Below are 14,459 nucleotides of genomic sequence, written 5' to 3'. Positions count from 1 at the left end.
ACTTTCTATGGGCGCACAAGCGTGCCGCCCCAATGCTCGTCGAAAAAGGCTTGGAACAAAGGTTCCGGGCCTTTTTTCAATTCTTCGATAACGTCGGCAACGGGGCGTCCGCTACGGTAAAGTTCGCGGTAGGCACGCGAAAGGGCCTGGATCCGGTCTTCAGGGAACTGTTCTGGATGCAGGCGCAGAGCGTGCAGATTTAAGGCGCCGTAGCGGATGGGGTTTCCAGACGCCTTGGTGCACGGGGGAACATCGCGGTCCACCTTATGGGTGCCGCCCACGAAAGCGTAGGCGCCGACCTGATTGCGCTGCTGAATGGCGGTAACGCCACCGATGGTCGCATATTCGCCGATGCGCACATGACCGCCTAACTGGCAGCTGTTCGCAATAACGACGCCCTCGCGAATGTCGCAGTCATGGGCGATATGCGAGTAGGCCATCACAAGCACCTTGTTTGCCACATGGGTGCAACCGCCACCCTGCACCGTGCCGCGATTGAGCGTGCAATATTCACGAACGGTGCAATTTTCGCCGATTTCAAGCCGAGTTGGTTCACCGGCGTATTTTAAATCTTGCGGTGGGCCACCGAGAATGGCTCCGTCATAGACATGCGTGTTTTTTCCGACCGAAACCCCACCGTACACATGCACGCGGGATTCCAAAATGACACCTTCGGCAATTTCGGCACCGGCATCGACCAAGCACCAGGGGCCAATAATGGCAGATTCGTGTACTTTGGCTTGCGGGCTTACAAATGCAGAAGGATGGATCATGCCCCAAATTTACTAATTTTAACCGCATGGGTGGTATAATCATTGCAAGCCTCACCGCACTGTACGTAATCTTGTTCCTATTCTTTATAATAGGGGTGATTCGTACGCACCGTTACAGAGGGCCTAAGGCAACTCCGAGTGTATCGGTCGTGGTGCCCATGCGCAATGAAGAAGAATTCGCGCAGCGCACGCTCGAAGCGCTGGCCGAACAGGACTATGTAGGCGAATGGGAAGTGATTTGTGTAGACGACCGCTCGACCGATTCCACCAAGGAGATTCTCGAAAAGTTTGCAGCCACCCACCCAAAATTCAGAGTACTTTCGCTACCGCAGGATTTGCCCACAATCGCAAGCCCCAAAAAGCGCGCCCTCGAAAGCGCCTTCAAGATTGCAAAGTATGAGGTGCTTTTGACGATGGACGCAGACTGCATTCCGCGCAAGAGCTGGATTACCGCCATGGCAGGCCGCTTTAATGACGGCATCTGCATTGTGCAAGGCCCTAAGCAAAATAACGGCAGCCGCACGATGCCGCACCTATACCAGAAACTCGAAACTTTAGGCTACACCGCCATGGAAGCCGCAGGCTTTAGCTGGGGGCACCCGATTGTGGCATCAGCTGCATGCCTCGCCTACAAAAAAGACCTGTTCTTTGCCGTGGGTGGTTTTGGCGACTTGGTGAACCTTTCGAGTGGCGACGACGACATGCTCATCCACAAGATGATGAAAATTCCGGGCACCAAAGTCTGCTACAATCTGGACAAGGACGCCGTGATTGAAACCGCTCCGGTGCACACTTGGAAGCAACTTTTTAACCAGCGCGCCCGTTGGAGCAGCAACGGCACCAACTACGAAAGCAAGGCATACATCTTGATGCTCACGCTAATTTACACCTACTACATCTGGATGTTCATTAGTCCTTGGTGCGTGCTCTTTTTGGATTGCCCCTGGCAGTGGTGCGTATTCAGCATTCTGCCCAAGATTCTGGTGGACTTTGTTTTCTTGATGATTGCTTCTTGGAAACTGCATGCCAAGCGCAAAATGCTTGCGTTCTTGCCGACCGAAGTGATTCAGATTCCGATGATCGTGTTTGCCGTGCCCGCAGGCATCACAGGCATGTTCAGATGGAAATAGCGGAGCGCGCCCAGGCAATAGCCTCTTCAGCGTTTTTGATTTCGCCGTCGAGTTGCAGTTCGAAACTCTTCTTGATGATTTCGCCCATTTGCTTGCCCGGCTTAACGCCCATATCCATGAGCATTTTACCCATCAGGTAAGGCTGCGGAGCTTCTTCGATTAAATCTAATTCACTCGCTGCATTCCAAAGTTTGTCGGCAAAGCATTCGCCATCGACCGCAGAGCCTGCATAGAATTCGCGAGGAGTGCATTTTACGAGCAAGCCGAGCAACTTCAAACCACCCAATTTTACAGCAAGGCGGCGGAGTGCCGGAGCATCGTTTACGATAGCCGTATCTAGCTCTTGGTACGCCTTCAAAAGCGAAGGCACAATCTTGAGCAAGTGAGTTTCGTTCGTGATGCGTTCCAGAAACTTGAGCGAAGTTTCAGGAGAACCACACAAGAGAGCGGCAAAAGCGAATTCCATTGCCTGCGCCTCGGGCAATGTATCACGCCAAGGAACCATGTTATCGAGAATCGTTCCGAGAGTTTCCCAAGAATCCTTGAACGGATGAATTTCCGGGAAATATTCATCAAGCTTGATATCCAAAAAAGCCTTGAGACCGAGCGAAGGCTTGCCCGGCTTCAGGAGCCATTTCTTGAATTCTTCGAACAGGCGTTCTACAGAAAGATCATCCAAAGAAAGCGTGCGGCAAAGTTCAACCGTATCGGGTGCAAGCGAGCAACCAAAGCGGCTCGCAAACTGTACCCCGCGCAGAATGCGCAAAGAATCTTCGGCAAAAGCCGGACCCACATGACGCAAGGTGTGCGATTTCAAGTCGTCAATACCGCCATAGGGGTCACAAAGCGTGAGTTCCGGTAGTTCCATGCCCATGGCATTGATGGTAAAATCGCGCCGGAGTGCGGCTTCTTTAAAACTCAGTTTTTCGTCGGTATGCACCACGAAACCGCGGTGACCATAGCCGACTTTGCTTTCGGTACGCGGGAACGAGAAATCAAGCGACAGGCCCTTCATGGCAAGGTGAATCACGCCAAAAGCCTTGCCCACCAAATTCGTACGGCCATACTTTGAAAGAATCGGAACGAGAGCGTCTTGCGCCATGTCGTATACTTCGACATCGTAGTCGCGGCAAGACTTGCCTAAAAGCGCATCGCGAACCCAACCGCCCACTAAAAACGCACGGCCGCCCGCTTCGCGGATATCGCCTGCAATCTTAAGCAAGCGCCCGGGCAAATCCGGTTCGAACCACTCGCCTGCAAGTGTCTGGATTTTTGCCATCTGCTAAATCGCCCTACTGGAAACTGCCGGCATCTGCAGCAGAAGTGTCAACGGCTGCGGAATCCGAAGGTTGTTCCACAGACTTGTAGCGGTCGTATATGCTTGTGGTTTCTACGCCCGAAGAATCCTGAAGGGCCTTGGTCACAGAAACTTCACCATCTTTTCCGGCATTTGTCGAATCGGTCAATTTCGACTTCGATGAATCCGAAGCTGCAAAGCGGTCATAAATACTCTGACGCTGCGCAGCCCCTTCGGACTTCTTCTGAGCTTCTTCTTCGCGGCATACGCGCAATTCCTCTTCGGCATAAGCACGCTGGTCCGGCGAATAGGTCATGGTATTCAAACGGTATTCCATTTCTTCACAAACGAGACCCTGACGCTCGCCAGCACAGCCAACCAGCACCGCGGCGACGCCTAAAAACAACCAGATTGCAGCACGTTTCATTATTCGCCTCGACACCGATTAATGGACAACTATGAATTTGCCTTTCTTTACTTTAGAGCCGTCTTTGACGACGTAATAATAGACGCCCGGAGCAACAAATTTGCCAATCTTATCGCAGCCGTCCCATTCAACCTTTCCGCCCAAGAGATCATCTTCACGGAACGATTTAATCAAGGCGCCTCCACGGTTATAAATGCTTACCACCGAATTTTCGGTAACACCTTCAATCGTAAAGCGTTCATGAATCTTCGGCCTAAACGGAATCGGATAAGCATAAACCTTTATCTCGGCAGAATCCGTCATGTTTTTGCTTGCGTCACGCAAGTCTTTGCGTTGGTAATAGCTCACACCATTGTCATGTGCAAACCAGGCAATACCAAGCACATGGTCAATGGCGACATCCAGAACACTGTTATCGAGCAAGCCGTCTTTTGTCGTGAAATTTTTCACCACCAACGTGTCAGGAGATCCATTCTTGGGCGTCAAGCGGAATACACCTTGGTTTGCCGTACCAACCCACAAGTTTCCATGGACATCGACATCAATTGAGGTATATTCGGGGCCAACCATTCCGTTTGTCGAAGTCGGCGAAAGAAGGGTATCCTGTTCTTCATCTAAATAAACCAATGAAGACATAGATACAATCCACAGCCTTTTTCCGACAGAGTCGTAGGCAATATCGATTGGCGTAGGAGAAATACCCCCATAGGTTTTCACGTTCCCGATGGGTTCAAGCTGTCCGCCGTTGGATTTAGGAGGTTTGAACTTGTGGACATCCAGTTCACCAGAGCTAGCATTAACCGTTCCGGTCCTACTTGCCGTATAAACCAACCAGTTTCCATCATCATCGAAGGTTGCATACATTGCCCCGGGAATCGCCCTAGAACCAACTTGACTTGCGCAAGAGACTTCACCATCCTTGGTAAAATAGGATATACCGTAATGACCGTTTTTACGAGCCGTCGATGACAAGAAACCAGATTTATCGGGAGCAGGAACCGTAGAAAAAGAAACGGTATAGTTTGTAATGATGGTGTCGAGACACAATCCATCTGTACTCCTAAACCAGAAATCATGCTGTTCGCCCCATTGAGAATACATCGTAAAGGAGAGACCCCAAATATGGTAAAACACATGACCATCGGGCAAATACGACAAAACCTTCATTCTCGTATAGGCATTACCAGCGTTACCAAGGCCGCCATACACTTCTTCAGGCTTTTTCCAGCCCGTCAAGTTACCATAACTTAATTTGCCATCAACCGAAGCGGCAAGAACGCCACCGACAGGTGTTGCCTGCAATTCATAGGTTGCACCCAAAGGAAATTTCTGGTATTCTGTCAGGTCTTTGATCTTTTTTGCACCATTTGCCAAATAAAAGACATTTTTCGGGCCCACGAGATACGTCCCGTCTTGAGACTTGACTTGCCATTTAACCCAGCTCTTAACCTTAATCACGGTGTCTTTTTCAGCCTTAATCGTAGTGTCCCTGTAATACAAAACGGAATCTTTCAAAACAACGCCATCGACATTGACCTCGTCTTCACTCAATGTTTCTAAGCCAGCAACAGAAGTCTTGGGAGAAAGGGACGCCCATGACGAGGGTGAAACAAGATGCTTGTCTTCGGAAAGATGATCCCAATCCATTTTACGGACATACAAGGCTTTTTCCATTTTCACGTACAGGGAATCGCCATGAACAGCCATCTTTTGAATTGGACTTGCAGAAAGCATGGCGTCTCCGATACGATCAATCGTCAAAAGAGAACGATTCTGCATGAGATCAAAGAACGCGAGGCGGTCTTCAAATGCAATCACCAAAATGGTCTTGCCAAGCACAGCCCCATGGGGAATTGCCCGGATATTATTCTTTACATAGGAACGGTTCAGGACAATCCAAGGCTTTTCGCCTTCGCCAAGAACCGCAACAAGTCCATATTCGGAAACGGCATAATAGCCAATCGAAGAACCTACGATAGAATAAAACTTCGAGGTTTCGAGACCGTGATCGGAATGATACACCAAATCGCCATCGAGGGCACGATAACGGATACCCCCATCGGTCGCAAGCAAGATACCTTTATCACCAAAAGGCACGACATCGTGAATGGGGAACGGATTGGAAAACGCCCCCCATTGATCGGCGGCACCAACATATACTGCCAAAAGCAGCAGGCATAAAATAAGAGATTTGAACTTCACGCCCTAAAATTACGAAAATTCACTCGCCCGCGTTAGCCAATCGTCAAAATTCGTGCAAGAACTTTCGTTATTTTTTTGTTTCGACATATATTCGCTCTTTTTTCGACGCATCTTCTTGATTGCTTCAGATCTTCTTTTTAAGAACGTACTCCGGCTAACGCCACAAAACAGGCTCGCCTGGGTAGCCGGGATTTCGCCGATATAGGAATATTCTATCGCCATTTTTTCGACCGGAGAAAGGCATCCCATCAAAAAGTCCAATTCATTGCGCAAAGCGAGCCTTCGACGTTTTTCCAAGACCTCTTGGTCAATTACCCCACCCGAGGCATCGTATGTGGCGGAATTGTCCGACAAGCATGAAAACGGGACAACCGGAGGTACCCTTCGGTTCATATCGCTAAAAGCGTTGCGGACAACGGTCCGAAACCACGAATCCACCGGTTTCTTCAGGTCTAAAGTATACGCTGACCGGCATAAACGGAGTGCAACCTCTTGAAAAAGGTCTTTTGCGCCGTCAGGGTCATTACTCTTGAACTGACAGAGTTTGTAAATTTGTGAGGCATTCTTGCGCCACACTTTTTCAACCCACTTGGGAGTTTTTTCTGTTAAAATTCTTGATTTTGACATTTGACAACCAGGAATTTTGACAGCGAACTTTCAGTTGCGATAAAATTTATGAAAATAAAACTGAAAAAACGAATTTTTGGAAATTTTGCAAACAGGTGTTTGCAGCTATCAACAGCTTTTTTCATTTCGGCTCTTTTTCTGGTAATTTATCCACAATCTGTTAACGCCCAAGAGTTCAATATGAACTCGATGCCGCCCCCGGATATGCAGATGCAATATAGCGCGGGCGCATTGAAAGACGGCGGAAAATTGACCGTGTGGGTAACCATTCCGGAAAAGTGGCACGTGAACGCAAACGAAGTCACCGACGAATTCTTGAAGCCATCTTCGATTGTGGTGAAAGCCGAAGGAATCGAATTCGGTGATGTGGTGTGGCCCAAACCCATTAAGGAATACAACGAGGCGCTAGAACTCGAAATTTTGACTTTCCGCGGAGAATTCAAGATTGAAATTCCGGTGAAGAGCGTTGCCGACAAGTACGATAGCCTCGAAACCGAAACGACCTTCCATTATCAGGCCTGCGACAATTCCATTTGCCTCGCGCCTGCAAGCAAGACGATTTCGCTCAGCGGAAATGCGGCTGGCGTAAAATCCAGCAATGTAAATAGCAGCGCAAAAAAAAACGACTCCGAAAATGAAGTAACCGCCAGCACAAGCGACAATGAGAACTTGGAAACGAGCGATGCAGGCGCCACCGCTTCGGCAGGAATCATAGCCCTTTTGTTTTTCGCATTCCTCGGCGGAATCATTCTGAACTTGATGCCGTGCGTTTTGCCGGTGCTTTCGCTCAAGCTCTTTAGCCTGATCAAGCAGGCCGGCGAAAGTCGCGGACGGCTCCTCGCTTTGGGAGGAGCCACAACGGCGGGCATTCTGGCAAGTTTCTGGGCGCTGGCCGCCGTTGTCGCCGCCGTCAAGGCCGGCGGCGGGTCCGCAGGCTGGGGCATGCAATTCCAGAGTGCAGGATTCATCGCCTTCATGGTCGTGATTCTGACTGCATTTGCCATGAGCTTTTTTGGCGTGTTCGAAGTGTGGCTCCCATGGGGTGCCACCACCAAGATGGACGAAGCCGGCCATAAGGCGGGCTTTGCAGGCGCCTTCTTTACCGGCGCATTGCTTGTTCTTTTAAGCACGCCGTGCTCTGCGCCCTTCCTCGGCACCGCCATGGGATTCGCCTTCGCGCAGACGACGCCCGTACTCTTCTTATTCTTTACCACAGCAGGGCTCGGCCTTGCTCTCCCCTACATGCTCGTAAGCGCCTTCCCGAAAATTCTGAAGGTATTCCCGAAACCGGGCCCATGGATGGTGAAACTCCAAAAGGTGATGGGCGTATTGCTCCTTGCAAGCGTCGTATGGCTCTTGTGGATTGTGAATGAACAAGCCGGCACCGCTGGCGTTGGGATGTTCTCCATTATCGTGGTGGCAAGCGTTGCCTGCAGCGTTCTGCTCGGCAAGTTCGCGCCGCCGGGAGTCGCCTTCGGGCGCGAAGTCGCCGGATTTGGATTGAGCATTGTCGTTCTCGTATCAATCTGGTTCGCTGCAATCGCTCCTGAATACGAACGTGCTGCCAGCGAAAAGTTCAACGCCCGCATGCAAGAGCAGATGACTGCCGACGGTTGGTACCGTTATAGCCCTGCCTTAATCGAAGAATTCGCGAAAGCAAACCGCACCGTATTCATCGACGCCACCGCCGACTGGTGCCTCACTTGCAAGACGAACGAAGCCGCCGTTCTCAACCGCGACGAATTCCGCCGCGCCATGGATAGCTTAAATGTGGCGCTAGTGAAAGCCGACTGGACTCGCGAAACGCCTGAAGTGAATGCGCTCTTAAAAAGCATGCACAAGTCGGGCGTGCCCGCCTATGCGATCTATCCGGCTGGGGATGTGTCCAGACAGATTGTTCTGCCCGAGTTACTGACAACGAGCGCAATCGTCGAGAAGATTACTTCGCAAAAATAAAAAAGAGCCTCTCCGAGAAGAGAGACCCAAGAATTTTAATTGCCACACGGATTGTGGGAACCTAACGGTTCCCTTTTTTATTCTATCGCTTGCCTTCGCGCTTGTAGCGGTCGATACATTCCTGATAGAAGTCAAAGGTCTGCTTGGCAATCGATTTCCAGCTGAACACGTCAATCGCGCGCTTGCGGCTGACATCGCCCATCTTCTTCGCCAGTTCCGGGTTTCCGAGAATCTTGTTGAGCTTGTTCGCGAAGTCGGTCTGGAAGGCCTTCGGGTCAGCCGGTTCGAAATCCGTTTCGGACTTGGCCTTGAGCGGAACCAAGAAGCCAGTTTCACCGTCCACGATGATTTCGGGAATGCCACCGACAGCAGAACCCACCACCGGCGTACCGCAGCTCATGGCTTCGAGGTTGATGATGCCGAACGGTTCATAGAGGGACGGTGTTGCAAACACGGTCGCATGGCTGTAGAGCACGCGAAGTTCTTCGTGCGGAACGGCTTCCTGAATCCAAACCACACCATCGCGGGTCTTCTGGACTTCTTCGATGAGAGCCTTGCATTCGTCAGCCAGTTCGATAGTATCCGGAGCACCGGCGCAAAGCACCACCTGAGCGCTCTTGTCGATTTGCGGGATTGCCTGAATCAGCTGGCTAATGCCCTTCTGGCGCGTAATACGACCCACGAACAGAACAAACGGACGCTTCGGGTCGACACCCCACTTGGTGAGGATGCTTTCGTCGAAAGTCGGAGCATAAAAGTCTGGATCAATACCATTGTAAATCACCTTCACGCGATCTTCGGGAACACCGTAGAGTTTCATCACGTCACGCTTCATGCCCTGGCTCACGGCAATCACGCCGTCGGCCGCTTCATAAGCGGTGCGTTCAATCCAGCAACTCATAGCATAGCCACCATCGCCCAACTGTTCGGCCTTCCACGGACGGTGCGGTTCAAGCGAATGCGTCGTGAGAATTAGCGGGCACTGCAAAAGACGGCTAGCGAGCACGCCGCCAAAATGACTATACCATGTATGACAATGAATGACGTCGATATTGTCGAGCGCGGCCGCCCACTGGAGGTTAATGTCGAGCGGCTTGAAAATCTTCTGGAAACGATCATCGTGCGGGTTCAAACCTAACTTGCGAGAAAAACCCAAAGCACGGATATTATCCTTGTCTTCGTCTTGCACGCCAAAGCAACGTGCTTCCACATGACAAAGCTTTGCAAGTTCCTGCGTAAGGAACTTTACGTGAATACCTGCACCGCCATAAATTTCCGGCGGGAACTCATTCGTCAAAATTGCTGCGTTCATGGAACTAAACTCCGTTTACTGCATTAAGATAGCTTTGTTTTGTCCACCGGACAAACCCATAAGAAAAATGTATGCGTATTCTTTTAAAAATTTTGGGGTTTCGCCCCCGAGCTTTCTTAATAGCAAAAACACCCAAGCCGAGAGTCGCGGGCAAGCTCGCTTGCCCATGACCGAGGCGCCGCGTTTTGAATTGACTTCGTCAATAAAAAACACCCCGCCCATTCGGACGGAGTGTAAGGAGTGAGTGTGGAGTTTCTTAGAAATTCTTGCACTGGGTTTTCCAATGACCCTGCTTACCGATGATGCTGCCATTGATATACTTGCCGCTAGAGCCAACAAAGTCAGCCTTGCGTTCGGTTTCACCACCGAGATGCCAGCGCATCCAGGCAACCGTTGCAGCCATGCCGTCCCAAGAACCGGAACCGTGGCCATAGCCACCTTCACTGTTTCTCGGACCGCCATTCATTTCGATAAGGCAGGCAGGAGCGCGAACGCCCTGGTTGTTATAGTCATTCTTGGCGTTGTCCTTTTCCATACCAACTTCGCCGTAAAGGATTGCAATGGAGCGATCGGTCGGAACCTTGTTCGCACCGTTACCATTCCAGTCGCCGCTGTTGTTCAGGAATGCGGTAAGCACGCGCTTGTCCTTAATGACAGCCTGTTCAGATTCAAGGCCGCCCATGGAGTGGCCAGAGCATCCGACAGTGTTCAAATCAAGCTTGTTGTAAAGCGGGCTATTGGAATCCTTATTCTGCTGGTCCATCCAGTCGAGGGCCTTGATGGCCTGAGAAGCATCACCCGGAGATTCCTTAAGAGCAATCACCACAAAGCCGTGAGAGGCAAGGCGGCGAATCATGCCTTCGTAAGCACCCGGTTCAGTACCACCACCCGGGCCCCACACCACGACGGCGTGCTTCTGGTCATTAGAAAGCTGCTTCGGATAAGCAAGAATGCCACCGCGATCCCAACCGGTATTCGTCTTGTATTCGACCTGCATCTGGTCCTTTTCTTCTTCCTTACCGCTGGCAAGGAAGACGCCCTTGGGAGCTGCGCTAGAAGAAGACACAACCTGTTCGCTAGAAGAGCTGGCGGGCTTGACTGCTTCGCTAGAGCTAGAGGCCGGCTTAACGGATTCGCTGGAGCTGGACTGAGCAGGTTCTGCAGATGCACTGCTTGCAACGGGATCAACTGTTGCGCTGCTGGTCGGAAGCGGATTCGTTCCTGGTCCACAAGCATCGGGCAAGCTAGATGACAAACAAAGTTCTTCGGGGGGAATCACCTGGGCAGTCGTGTCTGCGGGCTGAGTGGGGTCAGTTCCCTGTTGAGCCGGATCGGTAACAGTCTGCGAAGGATCTGTTCCCTGATTAGATCCCTGCTGTGCAGGGTCAGTCACGGTCTGAGACGGGTCAGCCGGATTTTGGGTAGGATCCGTTACGGTTTGAGTCGGATCAGAAGGATTTGTAGGATCTTCAACTGCAATTGGGGTCGGTTCGTTGCCACCTTCATCTGCCGCAGTGGTAGATTCGTTACAGTTGACCAAAGCGAGAGCAGCGCTAGCAAAAACGAGCCCCTTCGCCAAATTCTTGAAATATTTCGATTTCATTGTGACTCCTTTTATACCTTTCCCTTAACACCATTCTAAAGATACCTTGAAAAACAAGCGAAAAAAACAGTCCGAAACGAGTTTCCATGGACAATAAGTCCATAGTCAAAAGGAGCCAAAAATGGCGAAATTAGCTTAAAAAGCAAGATTTTCGCGTTCTAATTTATATGTAATTTATCCATAATGGATAAGGTTATTCTTACACACGCCGGCTACCCCATTTAGCTTATTTTGAAAAAAAATAAAAGCCCCCGACCAGAGCGGGGGACTAAAACCAGAAAAATATTAACACGTTTTTTGAAAGAACGTTTACCTAGGAGCGTAAATTCTAGACATGAATTCAGCGCGAGTTTTTTCATCAGTCTTGAATCGACCCAAAAGCTGTGTGGTCACCATGGTCGCACCCGGTTTTTTGACACCACGCATCGTCATGCACATGTGAGATGCTTCCAAAACAACCGCGACACCCTTCGGGTTCAGTTCTTTCTGAATGAGCTCTGCAATCTGACGCGTCATGCGCTCCTGAATCTGCGGGAAACGTGCATAGAATTCCACCACGCGCGGAATCTTGGAAAGACCGACCACGCAATCACCCGGAATGTAGGCCACATGAGCCTTACCCGTGAACGGAAGAAAATGGTGTTCGCACATGCTTGCAAACTCAATGTCCGGCACGATAATCATTTCATCGTACTTTTCATGAAAGCGCGTCTTGAGAATATCTTCGGCACGCATTTCGCCAGAAAGGCCCGTCATGAGTTCGGCATACATCTTCGCGACACGTTTAGGCGTATCGATAAGACCTTCGCGGTTCGGGTTTTCGCCCATGCCTTCCAGAATCATCCGGAAGCCGTCTTCCATTTTCTTAAAATCCATCATGGGGCCAAAGATAGCAAAATCAGCGGATCGTGACAGCGCGAGTTTCGTTTCCGTAGCGAATCAAGAACTTGCCTGCATCCATAAAGTCCATAAGCATCGTCGGTTCCGTTCTTTCGCGGCGGAGCAAGCGACCCTGCAGGTCGTACACGAAAAGCATCTTACCCGGAGCAAGCCCGAACAGGCTCACGCTCTTGCCACCCACCACGGCACGCCATTCGCCCTGAAGCGTCGGCTGCACAGGCATGGTACCGCCGGTAATGACGAAGTTGTCGATGTAGCCAAATTCTTGGACGTACGAGCCGTTCACCTTGACGTTCACGACATTCTTGTAATTGCTTACATTGCAGAACATTCCGGCAAACATGTGCTCATCGCCACAGCTGCTATTCGCAAGCAAGCCCGTAATGGAATGCCCGTTACCCAGGAAAGTTCCTTCGTAATCCCAAATGGCATCCCATACAAAATAGGTCAGCGAGTCGTCAAGATTCAGCGCAGAATCTTGCCATATATTTTCGTTGATGACAATGTCGGAGTCAAGCGAGGCGCATGCCTTGGGATCGCGCTCGATGCTATCCAAGGTGCCGTTGACAAGGCCCGCAAACCAATAGAGTTCTTCTTTATTCTTTAGGTGATAGCAGCCTGCTGTATCCTGTTCAGGCTTTTGCGGTGCCGGAGTCCATTCCGCAAACAGATCGACGCTTTTCTTTTCCGTCAACTGAACCGCCGAATAGTAGCTGAGTTTTTCCGGAGTCCAGCGGTAGAATTTTGCACCGTCGCGAGAGGGAGCCTTGAATTCAAAACCGACATCGGCGGCATTGAACGCAGTCAAGTTTTCCAGGCTGTTTTCGCCACCGTTCATGTGGTACGTGATGGTATATTCCGTCGTATTCCACTTGGCGTAAACCGTAAGGTCTTCGGTGTTGCCCGCGGGGATTTCGGCAATCTCAGTTTCGAATAAGGAATCCGCAAACCAGCCCGCAAATTCAAAGCCAGACCAGTAAGCTTTACCAAGCACATACGCCGAAGAATCAGCCGACCACTTGACAACATGCGGTTTGTAGAAACTTTCACCATTGTAGAACTGGCCGCCATTCATTTCGACATCGATTACGAAGTAGCTTTTCCATTTTGCATAGAGAGTCCAATCGCCAAAATGCTCCGTCTTGATCGTATCGATTTTTTGCGTAAAGTCTTCGTCCAAGAACCAACCTTCGAATTCATCGTTTTCTTTTTGCGGGTCGGCAAGAACAATGGCAGAATCGCCCTTGACATATCCCGCCGGATTCAGTTCGCTGTTTTCGCCACCGTTCAGCACATAATGAATTTCAAACTGCACGCTATCGGCAGTCGGAGCAGCACTTGCGACTGTAGAGCGCAAGCCTTGAACAGAGACATCGGCATAAACATTCGTCATTTGGACAAGGCCAACAACCTTGCCCACGATTCCACCAGCATCACCGCCCGAGAAATAGGAATCCGTAATGCCCAAGTTTCTTACGACCGTGACACTCTTGCCCCACACATCGTTTTCGTCACCCAGCGTTACAAAAAAGCCATCGCTACCGCGCAAGCCAGAAATCTTGAAGCCATTGCCTTCAAAAGTTCCCTTGAACTTTAAAGGAATCCACCAGACATAATCTTCCCTAGACAAGTTTCCGGTGGAATCCAAAAGATTCTCGTTCACTACGATATCGTTCTGGAGAGAAACGCAACCTTCAAATTTGTAATCGTCTTTTTTGGAGAACGCCGTAGAATCGGCAATCGAAACAGTCGCAATGCCGTAAAGTTCTTCGGCGGTATAAATCAAGTAGCAACCGCGTTCATCTTGCTTGGGCGTTTGCGGAATGAGCCCCCATCTGGCATACACGCTAAAGCTGCCGAGATAGTTTGCAAGCACATACATGGAATAATCTTGATATTCTCCATAGTACATGTTAGGCGGAACATCCACGCCTTCAGAAAATTCAATGTACCACCCCAAAAAAGAATACCCATCTCGCGAGGGGGCCTTCAAATCGAAACGGCCCGCAGCCTCGTCGTAGCTCTCAGGATTTTCAGGATGATTGACGCCACCGTTCAGATTATAATTAATCGTGTAGGCGTTAGCCGACACTGCGACTAACAGCATTAAGGACCCTAACACTGCGTAAACTGAACGAAACATTTTTCTCTTCATCACTCTAAGTGACAGAGTGAATATATATCAAAAAAATCCAGATTCTCATAGAACCTGGATTTTACCTTAACCTTAAA

11 protein-coding genes are annotated in these 14,459 nt (G+C 50.2%); 2 read left to right on the top strand and 9 right to left on the bottom strand.

The genetic code is table 11. From position 1 onward, the window contains the following. Window positions 1-5 precede the first annotated feature (5 nt). Complete coding sequence (lpxA, locus tag QOL41_RS10535) at window positions 6-773, bottom strand: acyl-ACP--UDP-N-acetylglucosamine O-acyltransferase (protein ID WP_283429723.1); 768 nt, start codon at window positions 771-773, stop codon at window positions 6-8. Between the two features lie 26 nt (window positions 774-799). Between lpxA and QOL41_RS10530 the strand changes: the two genes are divergently transcribed. Continuing rightward, on the top strand, window positions 800-1,903 hold the full coding sequence (locus tag QOL41_RS10530) for a glycosyltransferase (protein ID WP_173653665.1): 1,104 nt from the start codon (window positions 800-802) through the stop codon (window positions 1,901-1,903). Here QOL41_RS10530 and QOL41_RS10525 read toward each other — a convergent pair. From QOL41_RS10525 to QOL41_RS14275, 4 genes are read right to left on the bottom strand one after another with little or no spacing between them, the layout of a single operon-like run. Next, a complete protein-coding gene (locus QOL41_RS10525) occupies window positions 1,890-3,182 on the bottom strand; it encodes a CCA tRNA nucleotidyltransferase (RefSeq protein WP_283429722.1) in 1,293 nt (430 codons plus the stop codon). The two genes, QOL41_RS10530 and QOL41_RS10525, sit on opposite strands and share 14 nt — an antisense overlap. A gap of 13 nt (window positions 3,183-3,195) precedes the next feature. Further along, on the bottom strand, window positions 3,196-3,627 hold the full coding sequence (locus QOL41_RS10520) for a hypothetical protein (protein WP_283429721.1): 432 nt from the start codon (window positions 3,625-3,627) through the stop codon (window positions 3,196-3,198). Between the two features lie 18 nt (window positions 3,628-3,645). Further along, window positions 3,646-5,829: an NHL repeat-containing protein gene (locus QOL41_RS10515; protein ID WP_283429720.1), complete on the bottom strand. Its 2,184-nt coding sequence runs from the start codon at window positions 5,827-5,829 to the stop codon at window positions 3,646-3,648. Window positions 5,830-5,838: 9 nt separating this feature from the next. Next, a complete protein-coding gene (locus QOL41_RS14275; RefSeq protein ID WP_502846883.1) occupies window positions 5,839-6,456 on the bottom strand; it encodes an RNA polymerase sigma factor in 618 nt (205 codons plus the stop codon). Between the two features lie 180 nt (window positions 6,457-6,636). On the opposite strand from QOL41_RS14275, the gene QOL41_RS10510 reads away from it, so the two are divergent. Then, on the top strand, window positions 6,637-8,412 hold the full coding sequence (locus QOL41_RS10510; RefSeq protein ID WP_283429719.1) for a protein-disulfide reductase DsbD family protein: 1,776 nt from the start codon (window positions 6,637-6,639) through the stop codon (window positions 8,410-8,412). A gap of 82 nt (window positions 8,413-8,494) precedes the next feature. On the opposite strand, the gene glgA is transcribed toward QOL41_RS10510, so the two are convergent. The 4 genes from glgA to QOL41_RS10490 all read right to left on the bottom strand — a co-directional run bounded on the left by glgA (window position 8,495) and on the right by QOL41_RS10490 (window position 14,334). After that, window positions 8,495-9,724: a glycogen synthase gene (glgA, locus tag QOL41_RS10505; protein WP_283429718.1), complete on the bottom strand. Its 1,230-nt coding sequence runs from the start codon at window positions 9,722-9,724 to the stop codon at window positions 8,495-8,497. Between the two features lie 256 nt (window positions 9,725-9,980). After that, window positions 9,981-11,327: a poly(ethylene terephthalate) hydrolase family protein gene (locus QOL41_RS10500; protein WP_283429717.1), complete on the bottom strand. Its 1,347-nt coding sequence runs from the start codon at window positions 11,325-11,327 to the stop codon at window positions 9,981-9,983. Window positions 11,328-11,636: 309 nt separating this feature from the next. Then, the gene (folE, locus tag QOL41_RS10495; protein WP_073055254.1) at window positions 11,637-12,206 is read right to left on the bottom strand and encodes a GTP cyclohydrolase I FolE; all 570 of its coding nucleotides are present in this window, start codon (window positions 12,204-12,206) and stop codon (window positions 11,637-11,639) included. Window positions 12,207-12,225: 19 nt separating this feature from the next. Further along, entirely contained in the window at window positions 12,226-14,334 is a 2,109-nt protein-coding gene (locus QOL41_RS10490; RefSeq protein ID WP_283429716.1) for an InlB B-repeat-containing protein, read from the bottom strand. Window positions 14,335-14,459 lie beyond the last annotated feature (125 nt).

It is taken from the genome of Fibrobacter sp. UWB10 (assembly GCF_900182935.1).
Lineage (GTDB): Bacteria > Fibrobacterota > Fibrobacteria > Fibrobacterales > Fibrobacteraceae > Fibrobacter > Fibrobacter succinogenes_O.
Note: the sequence above shows the minus strand (reverse complement) of the source record. Positions and strands in the feature narration are given on the sequence as shown.